The following is a 22,623-nucleotide window of genomic DNA, read 5'->3' as shown; positions in this document are numbered from 1 at the left end:
TGCCGGTACTGGTACCACTTTAATCACGCACCCATATTCGATTCAGCCCATACGCAAAACCCAGCAAATCGCTCCACGTTGTGGGAACGAAACGTTTCGTATCAACTCTCATCCAAGTGATACGATCCGGATCCTCAAAACTGAGTGTTTGAAGAAACAAATCGCCAGCAATTTCGTACGCCCACAAATCATGGACATTCTCATACTCGACCGAATATTCTCGGAACGTTCCCTCGGGCTGAAAGAGGGTTTCAAACCCCACGAAGGTTTTCCCGCTCGACGTTTTTACTTCCAAAACGAGATATAAAAATGTATCAATCCAAGCGGCAGCCCCATGAAACTTCGGCAAAGAACCGGCACCTTCAACCCTAGAGTTGCTTTCGCTCAACGCATCCTTATTGAGGATGTCCGCCAAATAGTTTGCAGCGGCCTTTAAATCGAATTGATGCTCTGGGGCTTTTGCCATTTCCGTAAATCCAAAGTGAGAACTTCTGTAGGGTCTACGCCCGCCCGTCACCAGATGCTAACACGCGCCTTACCGACTACGCGTCCCCCAGCAAGGAAACGTGGTCCAGGTCGGCGTGCTCGCGACGCGAAGGTCTGACTTCAGACGTCCCCTACGACACGTTGCCACGCGATACACACTGACGAGGAAACTCGAGCACACACCAGCCCGTTCCGGTCGAGGTGCTTAAAGCGTGCGACGCTGGTCGTCGAAAATCAGCCGGGCTGGCCGAAAAAAGCGCGACCTGCATCGCACTCCTTAAGCACCTCGACACGAGCAAACCCCTGCAGATCAATCGAGCTACAGCACCTTTTGGCCCCAAGCAAGAATCGGAACGCCCAGTGAAATCCCCTTGCCCACTGATATGTACAAGATGTACATTTACGATATGGAAATAAAATCAGTGGCATCCAGCGAGTTCCGCAATTCGCAGAGCCAGCTATTAGAGGAAGCGCAGCGCACACCTGTCGTTATCACCAGCCGGGGCAGCCGCGCTCGCGCAGTTGTCGTCTCTCCTACATTCTTTGCCCGCGCTGTCGAAGCTCTCGAGGACCTGGAAGACATCCGCGCCGCCGAAATTGCTCGGCAAGAGAGCGAGGAAATCTCGTTTGAGGACCTCAAAAAGGAACTCGGCTTCGCGTAAAGCTCGGTTATGTCAAACGCCACTTATCGCATCACCTTCAAATCTTCTGCTGCGAAGGAACTAGGCAAACTCGACAAGCAGACCCAGAAGCGTATCCGCGTCGAGCATCACCGCGTTGTATACGAGATCGCAGACGCTAGATGCTCGGCCTCAGTGCAACCCAGCCCGTGCGGCCAGCACCTGGGCCGTCACCGAGCGCGAATCCGGGTCCACGCCCTGCTGAGCGACTGCCGCCGGCGTCCCTGTGGCCAGGATCTGACCACCTTCGTCGCCGGCGCCTGGGCCGACGTCGATAATGTGATCGGCCTGCGCGACCACCCGCAGGTCGTGCTCGACGACGACCACCGTGGCGCCGTCGTCGACAAGGCGACGCAGCTGGGCGAGCAACAGATCAACGTCCGCCGGGTGCAGGCCGGTCGTCGGCTCGTCAAGGAGGTACAGGCTGTGCTTGCGGCTGGAGCCGCGCTGCATCTCGGAGGCCAGCTTGATGCGCTGCGCCTCCCCGCCCGAAAGCTCCGGGGACCCCTGCCCCAGCCGCAGGTAGCCCAGGCCGAGCGCGTGCAGGAATTCGACGGAGCGCAGCACCTTCGGCTCCTCCGCGAAGACCTCCAGCGCCTCGTCCACGGTCAGGGCCAAGATATCCGCGATGCTGCGGCCGTTCCACTGCACCTCAAGGATCTCCGGTTTGTAGCGCTTGCCGTGGCAGGCCGGGCAGGTGGTGTACGTGCCCGGCAGGAACACCAGCTCGACCTCGATGCTGCCCGCACCGTCGCACTCCGGGCAGCGGCCCTTCGTCGTGTTATAGGAAAAGTCCGACACCGACATGCCCCGCCGCTTGGCCTCTGGGGTCGCGGCGAAGAGCTTGCGGACGTGATCGAACAGCCCCGTGTACGTCGCGACGGTGGAGCGTACCGTGCGCCCAATCGGCTTCTGAGTGATGTGCACCAGCCGACGAATCTTCTCGACGCCCTCTACGTTGTCCACCCGGAAGTCCTGGGACTGATCGGCTCCTGCCGTGAGCTCGGCATCCGCATCCTCTCCCGATGTCTCGTCGGCGCCGACCACCTGCTTTGCCGAGCGGGACACCACATCCGCCAGCACCCCGATGACCAGGGTGGACTTGCCCGAACCAGATACTCCCGTGACTGCGGTGAGCGCACCCAACGGGAAGTCCACGTCGGTGCCGTCGAAGGCGCGTGCGTGCACGCCGCGCAGGCTGATGGAGTCACCGGTGCCTGCAGGGGTGTCCGTCAGCTTGGGGAAGGCCTCGTTGAGCGCGGTCGCGGTGGGCGAACCTAGCTGTTCGGCGTTGGCGCGGAACTGGTCAAGAGGCCCAGAGAACACCAGCTCCCCGCCACGCTCACCAGCGCGAGGGCCGATGTCCACAATCCAATCGCACCCCGCCACTAGGGACATATCGTGCTCCACCAGCAGCACCGAATTACCAGCGTCGATGAAGCGCTGGAGCAGCTCGGAGACCGCCTTGCGCTCCACCACGTGCAGGCCGACAGAGGGCTCATCCAGCACGTAGGTCGTACCGAACAGGCTCGAGTTCAACTGGGAGGCCAGCCGCAGGCGCTGGTGCTCGCCCGCGGACAAGGTCCGTGCCGGGCGGGAAAGGCTTAAGTGTCCCAGACCCAGCTCATTCGCCGCCCGTACCGTGGGCAGCACCTGATTCAGCAGCAGCTCTTCGGCCTCGTCGTGCTCGTTCCACTGCTGCTCCGCGATGCTCTCCAGGCGCTGAAGGCGCTCCTCCAACACAGCCAGCACGTCCTTCAACGCCAAGTCGTTGAACTCGTCGATGGCGTACCCGGCGTAGGTGACCTGCAAGGTATCCGGCTGGAAACCGCGGCCCTGGCATGTCGGGCACGTCGATGAATGCATAAACGAGAGCACCCGGCGACGGTTCTTATCCGACTCCGTCTCCGCCAACGTGTCAGTCAGGTAGGTAGCAACCGAGCGCCACTTGCCCTTATACGACCCATGCACGGCGTTTTCGTCTCGCACCGGGTGGACGGTCACCACCGGCTGCTCGTCCGTGAACAGGATCCAGTCGCGGTCCTTCTGCGGAAGATCCCGCCACGGGACGTCCAGCGGGTAGCCGAGGGTGCCCAGGATGTCCCGGAAGTTCTTCCCCAACCACGCCCCCGGCCATGCGGCGATCGCGCCGTCCCAGATGGACAGGCTGGGATCCGGCACCATCGACTCCTCCGTCGGCTGGTGCACGGTACCAGTGCCCTGGCACTCGGGGCACATGCCGGCCGTGGTGTTGGGAGAGAAGGCGTCGGAGTCGAGCCTGCCGTATTCCAGCCGCTCGCGCATGCCGTCCGGGTAGCTGCCGGAGCGGGAAAAGAGCAGCCGGATACTATTCGACATATTCGAGATCGTGCCCACGGAAGAGCGCGCTCCACCCAGGGTGGTGGACTGCTGCAGCGCCACTGTCGGCGGCAGCCCCGCGACCGAGCCGACGCGCGGGTTGACCGCGCCACCGATCAGACGCCGCGCAAACGGCGAGACGGACTCCAGGTAGCGGCGCTGTGCCTCCCCATGAATCGTGCCGAAGGCCAGACTGGACTTGCCCGACCCCGACACACCGGTGACCGCCACGAGGGTATCCCGAGGCAGGTCGACGTCGATGTGTTTCAGGTTGTGCAGGTGCGCATCACGCACCCGAATCATTGGATCGTGACCCGCACGCGCCGAAACGTGCGCAGCCGGGGACTCGGACGTGGAGTGAATCATGGTGGCCACCCTACCGTGTGGGCTGCTCCCCTATCTGGCGAGGTAGCTGATCGCTTTGGACGCGGCCCGGGACGATCTTCCAGGTATAACAGCCTCTTCGGAAAACCTCCGCCGAAGCAATCACTGGCCATATAAAGAAAAGTCGCAAATCTTTGCGATAGAAAACACGCTGAGATACCCCTCTGACCAGCGCTGACTCAAACACAGAATGCCAATATGCCGTCCCGTCAGCATAACTCCATGCCGTCATGTCGGCATGCCTGCATAGCATTACCCAAAAAGTAGAAGGGAGTAACGATGACCACACCACAGATTCAATTTCACGGTTACCCGAAGCGACCAGTACCAGACATCCTGGGAGGATCGGATTGGGACGTTCCGATGGTCGATCGCGACAGCGACTCGATCTTTCTGCTCGTGGAGTACCTGAAGATAACCGATCCGGAGAACGCGAACGAGCCGACCGCGTACAAGATGGTGTCCCAACTCAACCAGGAGCACACAGAATTGGAGCGCAAAGCGATCGACGTACTGCGCTCGACACCGGGCATTCAACAGGACAAGGATCAATCCCTGTACCGAATAATGTTCCAGTTTTTGCAGTACCAAGTAGGACAGCTCGTGATTAAAGCCTTGGAAGCGACGGGAGGGAACGCAACGAGGCTGGTAGGAATGATGCGCTGGCACAATCCAGGGATCGCACCAGCAGAAACGAACGACGCAGTGATGAAGACTACCGTGGAGGAAGCACTGAAAACGTTGGGCAAAGACCACAGCCCGCAGGCTGTCGAGGAACTTTGGCGGCAGCTGAACCAACAGGTCGATCTGTTGTCGCAGACTCGGAGAGCGCAGCGATTAGCGGGATGGGCGGAGGACATCCAGAGCCTTCCGGACAGCAGCGACGAGATGAAACGAATCTTCCTGCAGGATCAGAACGAAGCCGCCTGGACGGTAATCGACCAACATCTGACGGAGCCGATCAACGCGCTGATGGAGCAGCAGGAAGAAGAGGATCCCTGGGCGGTGGACTGGGACAGTTAAGCGGGGTTGTCGATACCGCAACTCGTTCTGGCACACCGGTTCGGTTTGACCGGTCAAGCTTGGAACGGGTTGCGTCCTCGCCGCGAGCGCGCGTCGAAGCCAACATTGAGGCAATACGTCCCGCGCAGCACGGAATACACGGTGCGCTCAATATCGTGTGCGCTCATGACTGCCCTGCTTCAAATTGCTCGAACGCGTGTTTTGCCTCAATAAGATGGATACGACGAACCGCCTCCTCAACGACTTCGCCTACAACGCTCCTAACATCGCCCGTGCCCAGGAGAGCGTTGACAGCATCAATCTGTTCATCCGTCACTTCGTCGTCGACACCCGCAGGAACCTGGTAATACTTGGCCAACAAGTACCTAGAAAGGTCTTCTGTCAACGCGTTCAATCGCTGAAACTGCGCTCCAAGGGTTTCCGGCCCCAAAAGCCGCACTGCTTGGTCAATGCCAAAGACCTGCCACCCGCTTGCATCCGCCTTGCTGTCATCTCCTCCCCATGTTGCCGCGCACTCGGCGATATGTGATACGAGCAATTCTTTGGTTCGGTGCTTAATCAGGCTCCATGCCCGTGGCGACACACCGTTAAAAGCCCTGCTCATTGACACAATGTGTTCATTAATCGTGGTTGTTTTCATCATGGCAATACTCCATCTGCGAATGCTTGTCTATATTTAGACGCTGGAGACCGCGTCTCGGTTCCCAACGCTATTGCTCGAAGATCGAGTGTGGGCGTAAGCGACATTTTGTGTGTATATGTCTATCTGGTTTCCCGGGATGGCCTCGGCCAACAACCAGATATGGTTTTCAAAACAGTTCCATTTGCCCGTTTTGAGAAATCAACACCGAATGACGTCTGGTGTGTGGTATGGAGTCTGCGGGCAGCACAGGAACCCCAGCGAGATCAAGGACTCTAAGGAACTAGAACCAGCCGCCTGTGCGTTGGGCGGTCGCATATAGCCAGGGGGACGAGCAAAGCCCTTGACGTGCACAATTCTGGTCGCATAGAGGTATCGGGGGTTCCGGTCGACCTCATTGCATCGACCAACCCAGGTCAGCGGTGATTTGGATGATTTTGGGGCTATTTTGCCGATTTTGCGCTGACCTGCGTTGGTAAACCGGAGTAGGTCGACGGGAAGAGGTCGACGGGCCGAAAGAATTCGATACCGGCATTGATCATCAGTGGAACCCCAGCTTAGGCGTGAGAAAAGGGTGGGCTGGACGCAGCTAAACACACACAAAATGTCCCTTATCGCGACACACCGTAAAAACACACAAAATGTCCCTTAAGCCCCTAACAGGATGTCGCCAGGGTCAGTGTCCAGCGACAGCGCTAAAACCGCTCTAATTCAGCGAAAATCGAAGAATTAGAGCGGTGTTTTTTGAAGCGTCCTGGGTTCAGATTCAGGTAACTCAAGGATGAGTGTGAATCCGGGGTTTGTGTCTTTGAGAAGGCCCTTTAGAAGCCTTCAAGTACTTCGTAGAGGGCGGTGGCTAGGGTTAGTCGCCGTCGCTAGCTGTGCTTGGCTGTTAATGTCATGTCGACCAACTGCAGGAAGCGTATAACGTAGTCTTTGACAAAGCCTGCGGTGCCTTCATTGAGATGGCCGGAGTCTTCGAAGAGGGTGGGGGATTGGCCAAGGAATACCTCGGGCTGACCAGGAAGCGGCATATCGAAGTAGGACAGGGCGAGCCGGAGGTTCTTCTGTGAACTGTAGCCGCCCATGCGGCCTACAGAGTGACTGATGATACCTGCGGGAAGGTTCTTCCAAGCCACATCCGAGTTGGGCTTGGAACCGATGTCCACTGCATTCTTGAGACAGGCAGGGATAGTACGGTTATTTTCCGGGGTAACAAAGAGGACGCCGCTCGAGTTCTTGATGGTGTCGCGGAAAGTGGTGTACTCAGCTGGAATGGGCTTGTCCGTGACCGAGGGGTCATCGTAGTCGAAGTCATAGAGCGGCAAGTCACGGATTTCAACGATGTCTGCCTGGTAGTTTTCAGGGATCATTGTGAGCACTTCGTGTGCAATCTTGCGCGCAAATGAGCCGCGGCGCAGGCTGCCGACGATAACACTAATGCGTGGGGTGGTCATAGGAAGTCCTTTCTTCTTAGTTGGGCGTAGGTACGTGCGATCAAGGGAGAAAAGGCTTGCAGCCAAAGGCAGGCGGTGGCCCGGCGGCGTGGGCGGCAGTAAGAAAGTTATCCACTTTGTCTTCTTCATGGCGGAAGTACAGTTCGATGAGTCCTAACAGTCCCCCGAGGACGGCCTCCCGTGCGGCGGACGTATCCAAAAGCCGCATGGCTGCTGGTTGGTTTCCTTCGCGGATGGCTTCAAACAGCGCGATGGTCTCAAGCCAGCTTCCTTGGTCTGGTCGTGGAAACGGTTTAGAAATCCCAGTCATCATCACTCGTTTCTTCAGCGGTGCCAATGACATAGGAGGAACCGGAGCCGGAGAAGAAGTCATGGTTTTCATCTGCTCCAGGTGCTAGGGCAGCGAGGATTTCCGGGTTCACTTCCGTTTCTTCAGGTGGGAAGTAGTCCGGGTAGCCCAAATTCATGAGCGCCTTATTGGCGTTATAGCGAACGAATACAGCTACATCATCCATGAGCCCCAACGGCTCATATAGCTCGCCGGAATAATCCAGCTCTAGGGCATAAAGCTCTTCGAGCAAGGAAATAGTGAAATCATGCATCTCCTGTTGCCGTTGTGGAGCAGACGTTTCCAGTCCGCGCTGGTACTTGTAGCCTGAGTAGTAACCGTGCACTGCCTTGTCACGCAGAATGAGGCGAATCATGTCTGCCGTATTTGTCAGGGTGGCGTGGACGGAAAAATGCAGGGGAAGATAGAAACCCGCGTAGAGAAGCAGCGAGGAAAGCAGCGTCGATGACACTTTGCGCTTGAGTGGATCGGGCCCAAAATAATGAGTGAGCACTTTTTTGGCGCGTGCCTGGAGAAGGTCATTATTCACCGCCCAGCGGTATGCCTCATCAATTTCTTTCGTACTGCTCAAAGTAGAAAACACTGAAGAGTAAGAACGGGCATGGACTGATTGCATGAAGGCGATGTTGGTATACACGGCCTCCTCGTGCTCGGTGCGGGCATCTTGGATCTGACAGATTTCGCCCACAGTGGCCTGGACGGTGTCCAGGGTGGTGAGTCCCGTGAACACCCGCATGGTGAGGTTGCGTTCCTCCGGTGTCATCCTCTGCCACGCCGGGAGATCGTTTGAAAGTGGAACCTTTTCTGGCAACCAAAAGTTGGCGGTGAGGCGGTTCCACACTTCAAGATCCTTCTCATCGCTCACCCGATTCCAATTGATGGCGCGGATGCGGGCTGAAGGGTCATGCCGGTAACTTGGCGGCGTAACTGAGATGCTGGTTAGCTCAGCAGTGTTTGATGTTGAAGACATAGCTTCTTTCTTTCTTGATGGATGGTTGTGAATGAAGGAAGGACCGTGTTCCTACAGAGCACAGGAAACGCAGCCTTCGACCTCGGTTCCCTGGAGTGCAGGTTGGCGTAAACGGATGTAGTACAAGGTCTTGATTCCGGCTTTCCAGGCATAGATTTGTGCCTTGTTGATGTCCCGCGTAGTGGTGTCAGCGGTGAAGAACAAAGTCAGGGAAAGCCCTTGGTCCACGTGTTGGGTGGCCATAGCGTAGGTGTCGATGATTTTTTTGTACCCCACGGTGTAGGAGTCATCGAAATACTCCAAGTTGTCGTTGGTCATTTCCGGTGCGGGGTAGTACACGCGCCCCAAGCGGCCTTCCTTGCGTATTTCAATCTTGGAGGCAATCGGGTGTATGGACGCGGTGGAGTCATTGATGTAGGAAATTGATCCAGTGGGTGGAACTGCCTGCAAGTAGGCGTTGTAGATGCCGTCTTGCATCACTTGGTTCTTGAGCCGTAGCCAATCCTCGCGTTGAGGAATCTGCACGCCAGCCTCATGGAATAGCTGTTTTACGTGGTCAGTGGCCGGCGCCCAGTCTTGGTCGATGTACTTGTCGAAGTAGACGCCAGTGGCATAGGTGGATTCTTCAAAGCCAGTGAATCGTTGACCTTTCTCAACCGCTAGCGCATGGGATGCACGGAGCGCATGATAGGTCACGGTCAGGAAATAGATATTTGTAAAGTCCAGTGCTTCGGCGCAGCCATAAGGAATACGCTTGGAAGCCAGGAAACCGTGGAGATTCATTTGGCCCAACCCGATGGCATGCATGGATGCATTACCGTGAGCGATGGAAGGAACAGCTTCGATATTTGTTAGGTCTGAGACCTTCGTGAGAGCGCGCACCGCGGTTTCAACAGTTTCCCCAAAGTCCGGTGATTCAAAAGCTTTAGCGATGTTGAGCGACCCTAGATTGCAGGAAATGTCCTGGCCAACGGTGGTGTAGTTACCTGAGGCGCCGTAGGTGGATGGCGTGTTGACCTGGAGGATCTCACTACACAGATTGGACATATTGATATGTCCTTTGAGGGGATTAGCGCGGTTGACCGTATCCTCAAAGAGTATGTAGGGGTATCCAGATTCAAACTGAAGCTCAGCCAGCGTGGTGAAAAACTCGCGGGCCTTGATAGTCGTATGAGAAATTCGCGGATTGGAAACCAGCTCGTCGTAATACTCGGTGATAGACATGTCAGACATGGCTACGCCGTACTCGCGAGCGATGTCATACGGGCTAAAAAGATGCATATCCTTGTTCTCTTTGGCCAGCTGGAAGGTTATATCTGGAATAACAACTCCCAGCGAAAGAGTCTTAATGCGGACTTTCTCATCGGCATTTTCCCGCTTGGTATCCAGGAAACGAAGAATATCTGGATGGTGCGCATGTAGGTAGACGGCTCCAGCGCCCTGTCGAGCGCCCAATTGGTTGGCATAGCTGAAGCTATCTTCCAGAATTTTCATAACTGGGACTACGCCGGAAGCTTGGTTCTCAATCCTTTTGATTGGGGCTCCGGATTCGCGCAGATTGCTCAGTAACAAGGCCACACCACCGCCGCGTTTTGAAAGCTGCAGTGCAGAGTTCACGCTGCGGCCAATGCTTTCCAAATTGTCTTCGATGCGAAGGAGGAAGCAGGAGACCATTTCGCCACGCTGGGCTTTTCCTGCGTTGAGAAAAGTAGGGGTGGCGGGCTGGAAGCGTCCGGTCATGATGTCATCCACCAGCTTCTCCGCAAGCTCTTCATCGCCCTGTGCAAGGTACAAAGCTGTGGTGGCGACGCGTTCTTCGTAGCCTTCCAGAAATCGCGAGCCATCAAAGGTTTTCAGTGCGTATGAAGTAAAGAACTTAAATGCGCCGAGGAAAGTGCGGAACTGATGCTTGGCTCGGTGGGCTCTGTCGTACATAGTGCACAGAAAATCGTCATCATAAAGCTCAAGGAATTCCCGCTCGTAGTATTCGTTATCAACCAACCACTCCAAGCGCTGCTTGGTGGATTCAAACTGATGCATGCGGGGAGTGACATGGTGCGCTAAAAAGTCTTGTGTTGCCTCAATGTCCTTGTCGAACTGGATTCTTCCCGAATCGTCGAATAGGTTCAGCTGCGCGTTGAGTGCATGGTAGCTCTTGCGCTTACCGACACCGCCGGCATCGTCTGCTGAAGCGGTGCGGGGCGTAGGGCCAATGGGCTGTGTGGGGGTGGCCTTAAGTGGCGGCATTGTGGTTTCCAATCTGTGTGTTGCGGATGTGGTCTTCATTTTGTGGGAAATCAATGGGGTGTAATTGTTAGTTGCTTTGCTGCTCCCAAAACTTGTGAAGGCCCTGCTTTACAGCGGCAACGTCCTTCTGCGTGCCGAGTAGCTCGAAGTGATACAGCTCTGGAACGTGGCACTTAGCGGAAATGATGCGGCCGGCGACGCAGTAAGCGCTTCCGAAGTTGGTATTGCCTGAGGTAATCACGCCCCGGATAAAGGAACGGTTGATTGGGTCATTGAGGAAGTCGATGACCTGTTTGGGGACTGCGCGTTTGAGCGAGCCACCGCCGTAGGTTGGAACGATGAGTACGTACGGGTGTGAAACCTGGATCATTCCGGTTTTCTTGGGCCGCAGTGGAATGCGCACTGCGGGTCTATCTAAGCGTTCGACGAATCTTTTTGTGTTTTCAGAAACGCTAGAAAAGTACACCAAATCTGGTGAGTCTGACATGACAATCCTGCTCATCCTGGCCTTAGCCATAAGTGGGATAGGTGATGATCGAAAAGATTAACTACGTACTACCGTAGTTGCAAACTACGCCGCACCGTAGTTTTTAAAAGGGCAGGTAGGGACAGGATTAATGAGAAAGGGAAAGACTACAGGCTGTGGTGTGCTACAAACACTGCGTCCGTAGCTGGGCGCCCAAGTACTACCCACTGAGTACTGTCGGCTACCTGTACTTCGAGCGATTCTGAAAAGGGCGTTCCTTCGCGCGTGGTAAGAACAGCCCCAATGACGATGCCTTGCTCTTTGAGGAAGGCCAGCAGTTGTGGGTCGGAATCAGAAATGCGTTCCACGGTCACCTGCGGTTGTGCGCCGCTGTCGGTGAGACGGTGCGCACTGGGGATAGTGACCTGTCCATCAACCGTAGGGATAGGGTCGCCGTGTGGATCCCTAGTGGGGTAATTGAGGAACTTATCCACGCGCTCTATGAGCATGTCAGACACCGCGTGTTCAAGATTTTCGGCTTCATCATGGACCTCGTCCCACGTATAATCCAATGCTTGAACCAAAAAAGACTCAAGCAATCGGTGGCGGCGCACCATGACCAATGCGTACTGCCTGCCAAGTTCGGTTAACTCCACAGAGCCATAGGGCGTGTGTGACACGAGCCCTTGCTTCGACATTTTGCGCACTGCATCGGAGACCGAGGAGAGCTTGAGTCCCAGCTGTTTCGCTATAAGTGTGGCGGTAACGGGCTCGGATGACCATTCCTTTAGCCCCCAGATAGCTTTCAAATAGTTCTGGGTACTGGTGGACAGCTCAGAAACAGACATGAGTAAATGTTAACCCAGCTTCCGTATGCGCCTTAGGCGCTGTGCCCCAACGCTCATAGCGAACAGAGGCCAAGTTTGAGAGGAATGCCGGTAAGGTGGGGCCAGTTAAAGCATTCTTCACTTGAAGGAGAACCACTAATGTCTGAGAAGATTTCAATGAACTTGAAGTGCGCCAGCGTAGTGCGTAATGGAATGGCTAGTACACAGTGCAGTAAAACAGCGCATGTAATGGCTCATGTAATGCACTGTGTAGAGACAGAGCGTCTGGAGCAGGAGTATCAGCGCTCCCGTACTGGACGGCGACGGCGTTATGCGCGGTCTGTGCTGAAAAAATAACCCCGCAGGTTTCCCTGCGGGGTGTTGTTGCAACTAGAACGGCACTTCTTCAGAGTCATTAGCAGCAGCGTTATCTGCGCTGTTCTCGCGGCGTGCTGCTCGTGCCTCAGACTCCTTCTTGGAGTCGATCAGCTGCACAGTGTCGATGCGCGCTACCAGCGGATAGTGCTTGTTGCCGTCCTTATCGGTGTAGTTGTCAGTCTTCAGCGAGTAGCTCACTGCAACGCGATCACCAGCGCCGATGCATCCGAAGACGCCGAGGTTCTTGGCGTCAGCCACGTAGCCAGTGAGTTCGACAATCTCTGATTCCACCTTGCCTGTGGACTTGTTCTTGAACGTATTACGTGCGTAGACGTTGAGCTTCACCGTCGCACCGCCGTTTGCGTGCTCAAAGATCTTCGGCTCGCGTGCTGCGTTGCCAACGATGGTGCCATTGTTAAACGGGTTGGACATTGTGATTTCTCCTTATATGAGTGAGTGTGTGATTGTCTTTCAATTGTGTGTTTGAGCAGCGGCTTTGCTGCTGCTGTAAGTGCTGTTACAGCACTGCCCAGGGCAGATGTGCCCCTGCTGCTTCCAGGTCGCGTAGCTCTTGTGCGGCACCCGGATCGGCGTCTTCGCCATCCATGCCGTCAGACATGAGGTAGAGCAGCTCTAGGTCTTCGTGGGTGTAGTGGTACATGGCGTGCCTCCGTGTCGTGGATTGATTCTCAATCCGTTCTTTGAGACAGCTCTGCTGTCTAGAGACCTCTCCCCTGCTCGGTGGAGATTTCCTTCTTCCCTGGTCACGGCGTGGGTAGAAAAGAAAAACCCCGCTACAGCAACTGCTGCAACGGGGTGTGAAGTACTAGTTTTCGAACAACTGCACGCGAGCCTGAGCACCGCCCTCGTGAACCACTTCTGCGAGACGACTGCCCTCGCCAATGTCGATTAACTTCGCCACCAGCGACGGGAACGTCTCTTTGCTGCTGATCTCGGTGGCCCTGTGTGCGGCAACGCCAGCCAGACCCGTCTGGCCGGTTGCCTGGGCCAGCACGGCGACAGTGGCCGTAAGCTGTGCCCTCATCCCAGGCCAGTGAGCCGGTACAGCGCGCATCACCTGCTCAGCGAACTTGAGACCTGCTTGTGGCTCCTCAAGCAGCGCAGCAAGCAATGGATCACGCAAGCGCGGTGTCGTGAAGCACTTCAGCGCAGATCGGATAGCACGCGCACTCGGCTGCGTCATCCCCGCCGCTGCCTGCTCGTACTCACGCTGCAGTACGTCTCGGAAGATGGGTGGAACATACGCCAGCGCGTCTTCGATGATGTCTTCATGCTCTGCGGCGTCGATGTCGTGCTCGGTGCTGTTCAGCCTGTTCTCAATCTCTTCACGCGAGAGCGCTGGGAGATCGCCGGTCTGCTCAAGCAACTGCTGTAGCGCTGCTGAGGCGTGGATGTTGCTGATTCTGCCCGCCTGTGGCTCACATGAGTTTGGGTGCAAGTACATCGCACACCAGGCAGTACCAGCGGTGATTTCTGACGTTTGAATGACCGCCAGTACCTCACTGCGCAGCGGGGAATCCTCGCTACAGAGGAAGTGCGCCGCTGCATCTGCTTCAACCATGTCGTCGGTGATGACGTACGCCGCAACAGCGTCGAGATCCAGCGTCTCAGTCCATGCTGCGAACTTCTCACGATCCTCGGTGAGCTGTTGGATCGCTCCGTCGAGATCAAGCCGGGCAAGTGGCCCGAGGCTCAGGCTGTGCGTGTCGCTGTCTTGTTTGAAAAACGCGAACACCAGCGAGTCCTGCGGGTAGAAGCCCAGGATGCCGGGGATGTTTGCGAGAATCTCGCCGTGAGAGGTAAGTGTCTGCGAATAGTTGGACATGAAACACTCCTTGCCAAATACGGGATGTGTAAGGTCAGTCCCGTATTTGGTCCCGGCTCTGCCGGGCGGTGTTACCACCGCCCGGCAGCACCCCAGCGTGCTCAGTGCGTCGCTAGTGCTCACCTGGTGCTTGCTTGCAGGACACAAGCACTAGCGGCGCAGCCTGTGCTTAAGCGTCTGCTTCGATACGCTCAATAGCGCGGTAAATCGTTGGCCTGGACACGTTGAACGTCCTCGCCACTGCACTCACGGACTTACCACCATCGATGAGTTCTTTTGCGACTTGTGCCTGTTCGTCGCTGAGCTTGGGCTTCGGCCCGGCTACCCTGCCCTGCGCACGGGCGTGAGCCACGCCTTCACGGGTGCGCTGAACAAGCAGGTCACGCTCCCACTCAGCCAAGCTGGCCATGACGTTGATAACCACTTTGTCGGTGGGCTTCGACGTGTCCAGCGCTGGCTCCAACACCTTGACGTTGATTTTGCGTGCAGCCAGGTCGGCGATGGTGTTCACGGTATCTGCGAGGCTGCGGCCGAGCCTGTCGAGGCGCGTAACAACGAGCGTGTCGTCGGGGCGCATGTATGCGAGAGCATCGTCGAGGCCAGGTCGCTGCCAGTTGGTGCCGGAGATGGTGTCTGAGTAGATGTGGTCCGGGTCGCAGCCAGCGTCGATGAGCGCCTCGCGCTGGGTATCAAGTGACTGCCCCTGCTTGGACGTTGAGACACGGGCGTAGCCGATGAGCATGGTTAATCACCGACTTTAAGCGTTGCCCTTGGCACGGTTGTGCGACTTGCAGAGCAGCTCACAGTTGCTCTCCTCGGTCGATCCACCCTTGGACCACGCAGTGACGTGATCAGCGTCCATTTCTTTAAGCGCCCAGATCTTTGCTTTCTTCTCATCGTGACCGATAGCGCAATACGAGCAGTTGGAGACACCCTTCTGTTTTGCAGCATCAGTCTGGCGCTTGTAGACGCGCTTCTTCACCGCTTCAGTGAAGACACGTACGTTAAGTAGTTTGGTGTCTGTCTTGCCGCCAAGCAGGTACTCGTAGATACCCTTCTTGGACTGAATTTGCGGGTCAGACAGCAGCTCCTTTGCAGCAGCCGTCATCTCAGTCGCGTTGTAGCCCTGGCCGCCGTACTGCTCATACAGAGTGTTCCATTCGATGCCTCGCATGGACGTGTCTGTCATTTTGAACACACTTGCTGCCCAGTCGATAACTGCAGTGAAGTAAGTCTGTAGTTCGTTGCAGTTATCGTCTTCACGGTGCTTTGCCATGTAGCTGTCGATGGTGGTGCCTTCACGCTGAGCGATCCAGTCAAGGGCTACCTCAAGCACCTCCTGGCGAGCAGGGTCGCCTTTTACGAAGTTCGACCATTTCGACATGACCGCAGAGCCGGAGTTGGAAAAGACCTTCTTAGCAGCATCAACGAATGGGCCAGAGTACACGGCGTTACGCAGCTCTTGGGCTGTCAGCGGCACACCAACGATGTTAATGGTCTTGAACCACTCCTTGATCTCAGACTCAGTGCCATTGCAGTCGTAGATAAGCAGCTCAGTCTCAAGGATCTGCTCTTGCTGGTGCTCACTCAGCGACGAGAAGTACTGTTCGTTGCCGTCGGTATCTTTGACGACGAACAAGTCCTTGAAGAAACGGCCGATAGAGGTAATACGCTGCTGGCCGTCAAGGATCTCGAACTTGTCTTCGTCCTGCTTGGGCTGGTTGAAGTAAATCAGCCCCAGCGGATAGCCCTTGAGCAGCGAGTCAATGACGGCAACATCTTTCTTACCGTCGTTGTAGATGTAGTTGCGCTGGTACTCAGGCTGGATGGTGAGGTTGCCAGCCAAACCGTACAGACCTTTGCCTTCGAGTTCGTTGTAGTGGAATCCGTCAACGATGTCACGGGTCTTGCGGGGGTTGAGTTTTGCTTCCATGGCTTAAGACTCCTTGACATTGGGGTTGCGGTGGCGGATAAGAACTCTGCAATACGGTTTAGTAAAGAATTGTCCGTCGACCTCGTAGTACGTCACGTCTTGAGGCTCTGTGTCATGCGGTATGGCGGCACCGTCATTAAGCTTGCCCACCCGAGATCTAACGCCGTTCTTGCTGACCTGAATCTGGGTTGGATAGTTCTTGAGCTTCAACCCCGAATGATCGTCCCATGCCTGCGTGATCCCAAGGATTTCAAACTGGTCTGGGCTGTACTTATCGAGGAACGAGATGGGAACACCCATCATGTCGTTGTAATCGTTGGGGATTGCTTTGGTCTCCGGTACTTCTATCGCGTCGTAATTGTCGTACTTTGGATACCTCACGTTTCGGACCGTCTTTGAACCGTAGATCAGGTTGTCCTCCATCGACATGAGCACGAGCTGTTCATGTCGGCGTCCATGCTCAATGTTGGTAAACCATCTAACACCCTTTACACGGACGAATTTATTCCCCTGTTCATCCACACGCTGACCTGCAGCGGTAAGCGGGTAACTTTCGGGTACACGAAATTCGCGATCACCACTTGAGATTGAGGGGCCGTACCAAACCTTGTTGTCTTTGAAAAGCGGGAATACCTCTTTATAGGTAACTGCGTTCATGTTCCCGATAACGGAGAACTGGACGTCGCCATCAATCAGCCACGCAAGGAACTCGCGGAATAGGGAGAACGGTGGGTTGGTGATAACGATGTCGGCTTCATCGCGGAGTTTCGTGACCTCTTCAGAACGGAAATCGCCGTCGCCTTCAAGATAATCCCACTGGAGGTCTTCTTTGTTAAGGCGCCCGTCATCGTTAAGGTCCTTGCCCTGTTCCATGACGTAAATGCGTCCCCGGAGCCAAGTGTCGTCTTCGTTGAACTTCTCGTCCTGGTCCTCACCAAGTGCGAAGTCCAGCAGCATCTGCCCCTTCTCAGTCACGGCTGGGTTTGATGCTGGCACATAAGACGTAGAGACCAGCTTCTTCAAGCCGAACTTCTCAAAGTTCAGTGCAAAGTACTTGGTGAAGTTACTTGCCCCGGGTCGTCACACGGCAGCAGAACTGTCTTACCTCTGAATACGTCGGGGTCGTATTCGAGATAGGCTTGCATCTCGTTTTCAATGTCATTCCACTGCGTGTAGAACTCGTCCTTCTTGGCAGTCTTGGCTGTGCCTAAGTTAGTATTGCCGCCCATTGCCTACATCACCTTGTAGATTGATTCAGTCTTCATCCGGCAGTGAAGAATGAGAGAACCCGGGTGAAGCAAGGTTCTCAGATAGCGGAAGACCCCGGGGAGCAGGGGGGATTGCTCGACCCAGGGCCTTCGGACGCCTGCGGAGCAGGAACCCACCCCAGCGTCATCACGAAACTATCATTTGTACAAGCAGCGTGCAGGTCTTACGCGTTAGGGATGACTACTACGTCAGTCAATTTGTCGATTTTGCTGATGAGCTCTTCCTCAATTTTGTAAATCTGGCGGTATCTTTTTGCGAGAGCCTTTTGGCGGTCCAGGAGGTGTGCCCAATTGGATTACAAGTACCTACACACTTGATCGGTGCTGCACGTTTCAGGGTCCGGGTGTGCGGCGTCCTGTCTGAGGTCCGCGATAGTGTCGCGCAGCACGGAGAGCTGCGCGATCTGCTGCTCGATCTCAGCGAGGCGCACGTCAAGCAGGTCGCGCACGTGCTCGCAGGGCGCCTGGCCGCCGTCGCGGATGTCGAGGATCTGGCGGATCTGGGCGAGGGTCAGCCCGGCGGCCTGGCCCCGGTGGATGAACCCGACCCGACCCACGGCATCCTCGGCGTAGTCCCGATAGCCGGAGGCCAATCGCTCGGCCGGAGGGAGCAGCCCCGACTCCTCGTAGAACCGCAGGGTCTTGGTCGTGGTTCCGGTTGCTTCCGCAAGCTGTCCGATCCTCATGTTCGCCGATTCCCTTCCAATGGCCACCACACTTGACTTGACCTTCCATTGTACTGGAAGGTTCACAATGGTTCCATAGGAGCTTTTGAACCACAGGGAAGAGACATCTGGAATGACAAACGAAAAGTTCGATCTGGCGATTATTGGTTCCGGCGGCGGAGCGTTTGCGGCCGCGATCCGGGCCACCGAGCTGGGCAAGCACGTCGTGATGGTGGAGCGCGGCACCGTGGGCGGGACATGCGTGAACACGGGCTGCGTCCCGTCGAAGGCGCTCCTGGCTGCCGCGGAGGCCCGCCATGTGGCGTTGGATTCGGCCCGCTTCCCTGGGGTGGCGGCCTCGGCGGGCCCGGTGGACATGCCGGCCCTGATTCAGGGCAAGGCCGCGCTGGTTGAAAGCATGCGCACGGAGAAGTACGTCGATCTGGCCGCGGACTACGGGTGGACGATGATCTCGGGGGACGCGTCGTTCACCGGAACCCAGGACGCACCGCTGCTCCGGGTGATCTCCCCGGATGGTGCAGTGAGAACGATCGAGGCCGGGCACTACCTCGTGGCCACTGGCTCCGCACCCTACGTGCCCCCCGTTCCCGGACTGGCCGAGGCCGGGTACCTGACCTCGACGACGGCGATGGAACTGGACGAGGTGCCCGAATCAATGCTGATCCTGGGCGGAGGCTATGTTGCCCTGGAGATGGCACAGCTTTTCTCCCGGCTGGGCTCCCGGGTGACCATGCTGGTCCGTTCCCGGTTGGCCTCGCAGGAGGAACCGGAGGCGTCCAAGGCGTTAGCGGGGGTGTTCGCCGACGAGGGGATCCGGGTGGTCCGGCGGGCCATGGCCGACTCCGTGGCCTCCGGCCCGGACGGGGTCTCGGTGACGGCAAACGTGGCCGGGGGCGAGGAGGTGTTCCGCGCTTCCCACATCCTCGTGGCACTGGGCCGCCGCCCGGTGACCGAGGGACTGGACCTTGACGCCGTCGGGGTGAAGACCGGCGCATCCGGCGAGATCGTGGTCGATTCCCGCCTGGCCACGTCCAACCCGCGGGTTTGGGCCGCCGGGGACGCGACCGGCCATCGGGAGTTCGTTTACGTCGCAGCGGCCCACGGCGCCCTGGCCGTGGACAATGCGTTCACCGATGCCCTGGCCGAGGTCGACTACCGGCACCTGCCCCGGGTCACCTTCACCAGTCCCGCCATCGGGGCGGTCGGGATGACGGAAAAGGAAGCTGTCGCCGCCGGGATCAGCTGCGAGTGCCGGGTCCTCCCCCTGGAGTACGTGCCGCGAGCCGTGGTCAACCGCGACACCCGCGGCTTCATCAAGGTTGTCGCGGACCGCGACACCGGACGGATCCTGGGCCTCTCCGCGGTGGCCAAGGACGCCGGGGAAATCGCCGCCGCCGGCGTCTACATCCTCGAAGCGGGCATGACCACCGCGCAGGTCGCCGCCGCCTGGAGCCCCTACCTGACGATGGCCGAGGGCATCAGGATCGCCGCCAAGGCCTTCAACACCGACGTCTCCAAGCTCTCCTGCTGCGCCTGAGCTGCAGCCCCCACTACCGAAGCAAAGGAATGCCATGACCGCCACCGACCAGGCCCTCACCTATCTGTTGTCCCCCGCGCGCTCCGGAATAGACCCGGAATTGTTCGTGCCGCTGCTGCGGCTCCTGGCCGAGGGCGAGCCCGTCACGGTCGCCGAACTGGCCACCGCCAGTGGCCGGAGCGAAGACACGGTCCGGCAGGGACTGGCCGCCGTCCCGGACACCGAGTACGACGACGAGGGCCGCATCATCGGCCTGGCCCTGACGATGCGGCCCACCCCGCATCGCTTCACCCTGGCCGGGGAACAGCTCTACACCTGGTGCGCCCTGGACACTCTCTTCTTCCCGGCCCTGATCGGGAAGGCCGCAACCATTGAGTCGACCTCCCCGGGTAGCGGGACCCTCATCCGGGTGATGACGGGCGCGGACGGCACGGTGACCTCCGTACAGCCGGCCACCGCCGTCGTGTCCATCATCAGCCACCCGGGCACGGGGCCGGTGCGGTCATCGTTCTGCAACCAGGTCCACTACTTCGCCTCCCGCGAGGACGCCCAGCCGTGGTTGGATTCCCATCCCGACGGCGAAGTCCTGGACATCGAGGCGGCACACCGGGCCGGTGCCGCCATGGCCGCCGCCCTCCTCGCCGCGGCCGCCACGCGGGCCCCCGCGGCGCAGGACTCCTGCTGCTGAGCTTTAAAAGGACATGACATGACCCAACACCCAGAACAGCCAGACACCGGCCATCAACCCGTCCGGCAGACCGGTCGCCCCGGGCGATACCACACACTGGCCGCAGGAATCGGCATAGCAGCGGCCATGATCCTGTGCTGCGCAGGACCCATCCTCATCGCCGCCGGAGCCCTCGGCGCGATCGCCGGATTCTTCTCAAATCCCCTCGTGTTACTCGCGGCCGCCACGGTGCTCCTGGCCGGGATCATCGCCGTCACCAGGCAGCGAAAACGCCGCAGGACCGACGACTGCTGCCCTCCCGCATCCCCCGAGCACCACCGCACCGACCACGGCACCGCCTGAGTCCCCATACCCATTCCTGGAAGGAACCACTAGACACCATGACATACCCGAGATCCCGCCGTTCTCTGTCCGTTCCCCGGCCCAGGCACCTCGCCTCCGCCCTGTTTCTGACAGCGGCCATGGCACTGACAACCGCTTGCGCCAGCTCACCGAGCGGCCCGTCGGCCGCGCCAGGCGGTTCGTCGCCCGACGCGGCCGGTGCCGTTGCTGTTACGGTCTCCGACATTGACGGCACTACCCGGACCATCCCGGACGGTAAGCCCGCAGCACTGTTCTTCTTCTCTGTCGGATGCGGTGAGTGTGTGAAAGGGGCCGATTCCCTGAACAAGGCCTCCACGGCCCTGGGAAGCTCGGCCGACTACCTCCTGGTGGACGTGGACCCCCGAGAACCGAAGGAGACCATCAACGGATTCCGCGATTACATCAAGGCCCCTGAGCTCCCTGCCGTCATCGACACCGGGGCCACACTGACCACCCGGTACAAGGTCACCTCCATAAGCACCCTGGTGGTGGTCGACGCGAAGGGTGACGTTACCTTCCGGGCCACCGACCCGTCTGCGGAAAAGATCCAAGAAGAACTCACCAAGGCCGGCGCCCAATGACAGCCCTGCTTGCCCTGGCCTTCGCCGCTGGAATGATTGCCCCGGTCAATCCCTGCGGTTTCGCCCTCCTGCCCGCCTGGATAGCCCAGACCATCGGGGACGCCCGGACGCGCCCGCTCGCGCTGCGTCTGGCCCACGGGCTCCGGGCCGGGCTCGCGCTCAGCTTCGGCTTCGCCGGGACCCTGGCAGCCTTCGGGCTGATCGTCAGCGCGGGCGCCAGGACCCTGATCAGCGCAGCGCCCTGGCTGGGAATGGCCACCGGGGTGATCCTTCTCCTGCTGGGCCTGGCCATGCTCACCGGACTCACACCACGGCTCCGTCTGCCGGCCTGGGCCACGAAACCCCGCACACAAGAAGCCGCAGGGGCAGGTCACAAAACCGGGCGCATGGTGGCCTTCGGGGTCGGATACGCCGCAGCATCCCTCGGCTGCACCCTCGGGGTGCTCCTGGCCGTGATCGCCCAAGCCCAGGCCGTCGCCAGCTACGCCGGGCTGCTCGCGGTCTTCGCCGCCTACGCCGCAGGCTCGGCCACTGTCCTGATGCTCGTTTCGGCAGGCACGGCCATCGCCGGGGCCGCCCTCGGGCGAAGAATCACCGGCCTGGCCAAGCACAGCAACCGCATCGCCGCCTTCATCCTCACCATAACCGGCGCCTACCTCAGCTGGTATTGGTATCCCGCCGCCACCGGCGGAACCGCGCAGGCCAACAGCCTCGCCGTATGGTCAGCCGCCGCCAGCGCCTGGATCAGCGACAACAGCACCCTGATCGCAGCCCTCGCCGCAGCCGTGGTGCTCGCATCGGCATTGGCCGCCCTCAACCGGCGCAGGAGACTGCGCATCAGACAGGGAACGCCGCCCACAGGCGAGGGCCCCGGGCAAAGCGGGGAACCCGACTGCTGCACACCAACTCCGGACAACAACTCGACCGAGGACCGGCCAGGCACGATCCCGTAGCTGGCCGAGGACTCCCAAAAAGCAAGGGGGAGAGGGAACCTTGCCCATCTTCTGGCAAACGAGGCGCCCGCCTATCAGGACAGGTTGGTACAGTGGCATCAGGCCGGAAGTCAATTCGTGCAGAGGACTTCGGGCAATCCGTCAGGAGCCCTCTGTGCCGCCCCATTACGAGATAAATAGGCAGACCCCCGAACTGCCGGCTCCCGTGGCGTTCCTTCGTTGCCGCCGTCCTCGCAATCAGTAAGCAATGCACCGAAAACCTGCGCCGCGTCGTTGGAGCGTCGCAGTTCCGTTTGGTGCAGGATTTTGACCCTAGTGCACCAGCTAGTGCACCAAATGGCGATCCGATCACAAAATGAAGAAGGCCCCTACCAGCGTTTCCACTGGTAGGGGCCTTATCTTAGTAGCGGGGGCTGGATTCGAACCAACGACCTCTGGGTTCTCACCCTCAAGTTCGAGCCACCTGCAGTTATTACCCTTTTACCTGCTGATTAGAGAGGTAT

Annotated in this window: 22 protein-coding genes and 1 pseudogene; 7 read left to right on the top strand and 16 right to left on the bottom strand. The window is 58.2% G+C overall.

Translation table 11 applies throughout. The features are described 5' to 3' along the window. Positions 1-19: 19 nt before the first annotated feature. On the bottom strand, positions 20-466 hold the full coding sequence (locus KBP54_RS03110; RefSeq protein WP_256006249.1) for a hypothetical protein: 447 nt from the start codon (positions 464-466) through the stop codon (positions 20-22). A gap of 427 nt (positions 467-893) precedes the next feature. On the opposite strand from KBP54_RS03110, the gene KBP54_RS03105 reads away from it, so the two are divergent. Further along, on the top strand, positions 894-1,148 hold the full coding sequence (locus KBP54_RS03105; RefSeq protein ID WP_070363564.1) for a type II toxin-antitoxin system prevent-host-death family antitoxin: 255 nt from the start codon (positions 894-896) through the stop codon (positions 1,146-1,148). A 150-nt stretch (positions 1,149-1,298) separates the two neighbouring features. Here the strand turns inward: KBP54_RS03105 and KBP54_RS03100 are convergent, their stop codons facing one another. After that, on the bottom strand, positions 1,299-3,890 hold the full coding sequence (locus KBP54_RS03100) for an excinuclease ABC subunit UvrA (RefSeq protein WP_256006248.1): 2,592 nt from the start codon (positions 3,888-3,890) through the stop codon (positions 1,299-1,301). A 297-nt stretch (positions 3,891-4,187) separates the two neighbouring features. Between KBP54_RS03100 and KBP54_RS03095 the strand changes: the two genes are divergently transcribed. Continuing rightward, positions 4,188-4,931 (top strand): hypothetical protein, encoded by a 744-nt coding sequence (locus KBP54_RS03095; protein ID WP_145945261.1) that lies wholly within the window; start codon positions 4,188-4,190, stop codon positions 4,929-4,931. 163 nt (positions 4,932-5,094) lie between these two features. Here the strand turns inward: KBP54_RS03095 and KBP54_RS03090 are convergent, their stop codons facing one another. From KBP54_RS03090 to KBP54_RS03015, 14 genes and pseudogenes are all read right to left on the bottom strand, one after another. Beyond that, positions 5,095-5,574 (bottom strand): hypothetical protein, encoded by a 480-nt coding sequence (locus KBP54_RS03090; RefSeq protein WP_071572895.1) that lies wholly within the window; start codon positions 5,572-5,574, stop codon positions 5,095-5,097. Positions 5,575-6,446: 872 nt separating this feature from the next. Further along, entirely contained in the window at positions 6,447-7,028 is a 582-nt protein-coding gene (locus KBP54_RS03085) for an NADPH-dependent FMN reductase (protein WP_022862715.1), read from the bottom strand. Positions 7,029-7,068: 40 nt separating this feature from the next. Beyond that, a complete protein-coding gene (locus KBP54_RS03080; RefSeq protein ID WP_133065267.1) occupies positions 7,069-7,341 on the bottom strand; it encodes a hypothetical protein in 273 nt (90 codons plus the stop codon). Next, positions 7,322-8,347 (bottom strand): class 1b ribonucleoside-diphosphate reductase subunit beta, encoded by a 1,026-nt coding sequence (gene nrdF, locus KBP54_RS03075; RefSeq protein WP_034666259.1) that lies wholly within the window; start codon positions 8,345-8,347, stop codon positions 7,322-7,324. Before nrdF ends, KBP54_RS03080 begins: the two co-directional genes overlap by 20 nt. Before the next feature lie 51 nt (positions 8,348-8,398). After that, positions 8,399-10,594 (bottom strand): class 1b ribonucleoside-diphosphate reductase subunit alpha, encoded by a 2,196-nt coding sequence (gene nrdE / locus KBP54_RS03070; protein WP_070362917.1) that lies wholly within the window; start codon positions 10,592-10,594, stop codon positions 8,399-8,401. A gap of 67 nt (positions 10,595-10,661) precedes the next feature. Beyond that, positions 10,662-11,081, bottom strand: a complete 420-nt coding sequence (gene nrdI / locus KBP54_RS03065) for a class Ib ribonucleoside-diphosphate reductase assembly flavoprotein NrdI (RefSeq protein ID WP_033399510.1) — start codon at positions 11,079-11,081, stop codon at positions 10,662-10,664. A gap of 146 nt (positions 11,082-11,227) precedes the next feature. Next, entirely contained in the window at positions 11,228-11,908 is a 681-nt protein-coding gene (locus KBP54_RS11220) for a metal-dependent transcriptional regulator (protein ID WP_022862719.1), read from the bottom strand. A 369-nt stretch (positions 11,909-12,277) separates the two neighbouring features. Further along, positions 12,278-12,697, bottom strand: a complete 420-nt coding sequence (locus tag KBP54_RS03045; RefSeq protein WP_070362918.1) for a single-stranded DNA-binding protein — start codon at positions 12,695-12,697, stop codon at positions 12,278-12,280. An 85-nt stretch (positions 12,698-12,782) separates the two neighbouring features. Beyond that, complete coding sequence (locus KBP54_RS03040) at positions 12,783-12,926, bottom strand: hypothetical protein (RefSeq protein ID WP_165482993.1); 144 nt, start codon at positions 12,924-12,926, stop codon at positions 12,783-12,785. 165 nt (positions 12,927-13,091) lie between these two features. Beyond that, the gene (locus tag KBP54_RS03035; protein ID WP_070362919.1) at positions 13,092-14,111 is read right to left on the bottom strand and encodes a DUF4192 family protein; all 1,020 of its coding nucleotides are present in this window, start codon (positions 14,109-14,111) and stop codon (positions 13,092-13,094) included. A gap of 169 nt (positions 14,112-14,280) precedes the next feature. Next, positions 14,281-14,853, bottom strand: coding sequence for a recombinase family protein (locus KBP54_RS03030; protein ID WP_070362920.1), 573 nt, complete (start codon positions 14,851-14,853; stop codon positions 14,281-14,283). Positions 14,854-14,868: 15 nt separating this feature from the next. After that, positions 14,869-16,044: an HNH endonuclease family protein gene (locus tag KBP54_RS03025; RefSeq protein WP_070362921.1), complete on the bottom strand. Its 1,176-nt coding sequence runs from the start codon at positions 16,042-16,044 to the stop codon at positions 14,869-14,871. 3 nt (positions 16,045-16,047) lie between these two features. Beyond that, positions 16,048-17,273 (bottom strand): annotated as a pseudogene (locus KBP54_RS03020) (adenine-specific methyltransferase EcoRI family protein). Between the two features lie 335 nt (positions 17,274-17,608). Beyond that, positions 17,609-17,998 carry a heavy metal-responsive transcriptional regulator gene (locus tag KBP54_RS03015; RefSeq protein ID WP_004601215.1) on the bottom strand — a complete coding sequence of 130 codons (390 nt, stop codon included), beginning with the start codon at positions 17,996-17,998 and terminating at the stop codon, positions 17,609-17,611. Between the two features lie 112 nt (positions 17,999-18,110). On the opposite strand from KBP54_RS03015, the gene merA reads away from it, so the two are divergent. The 5 genes from merA to KBP54_RS02990 are packed head-to-tail and all read left to right on the top strand — an operon-like array spanning position 18,111 to position 22,120. Beyond that, a complete protein-coding gene (gene merA / locus KBP54_RS03010; protein WP_070362922.1) occupies positions 18,111-19,535 on the top strand; it encodes a mercury(II) reductase in 1,425 nt (474 codons plus the stop codon). A gap of 34 nt (positions 19,536-19,569) precedes the next feature. Next, on the top strand, positions 19,570-20,223 hold the full coding sequence (gene merB / locus KBP54_RS03005) for an organomercurial lyase MerB (RefSeq protein ID WP_070362923.1): 654 nt from the start codon (positions 19,570-19,572) through the stop codon (positions 20,221-20,223). Positions 20,224-20,241: 18 nt separating this feature from the next. After that, positions 20,242-20,565, top strand: a complete 324-nt coding sequence (locus KBP54_RS03000; RefSeq protein WP_228496498.1) for a hypothetical protein — start codon at positions 20,242-20,244, stop codon at positions 20,563-20,565. Positions 20,566-20,603: 38 nt separating this feature from the next. Continuing rightward, positions 20,604-21,167: a TlpA family protein disulfide reductase gene (locus tag KBP54_RS02995; RefSeq protein ID WP_256006247.1), complete on the top strand. Its 564-nt coding sequence runs from the start codon at positions 20,604-20,606 to the stop codon at positions 21,165-21,167. Continuing rightward, positions 21,164-22,120 (top strand): cytochrome c biogenesis CcdA family protein, encoded by a 957-nt coding sequence (locus KBP54_RS02990; RefSeq protein ID WP_071572892.1) that lies wholly within the window; start codon positions 21,164-21,166, stop codon positions 22,118-22,120. The genes KBP54_RS02995 and KBP54_RS02990 overlap by 4 nt, the downstream gene beginning before the upstream one ends. Positions 22,121-22,623: the final 503 nt, after the last annotated feature.

Source organism: Corynebacterium pseudogenitalium (assembly GCF_024453815.1).
Classification (GTDB): Bacteria; Actinomycetota; Actinomycetes; order Mycobacteriales; family Mycobacteriaceae; genus Corynebacterium; species Corynebacterium pseudogenitalium.
The sequence above is the reverse complement of the archived record's forward strand: the minus strand, read 5'-3'. Positions and strand labels throughout refer to the sequence as shown.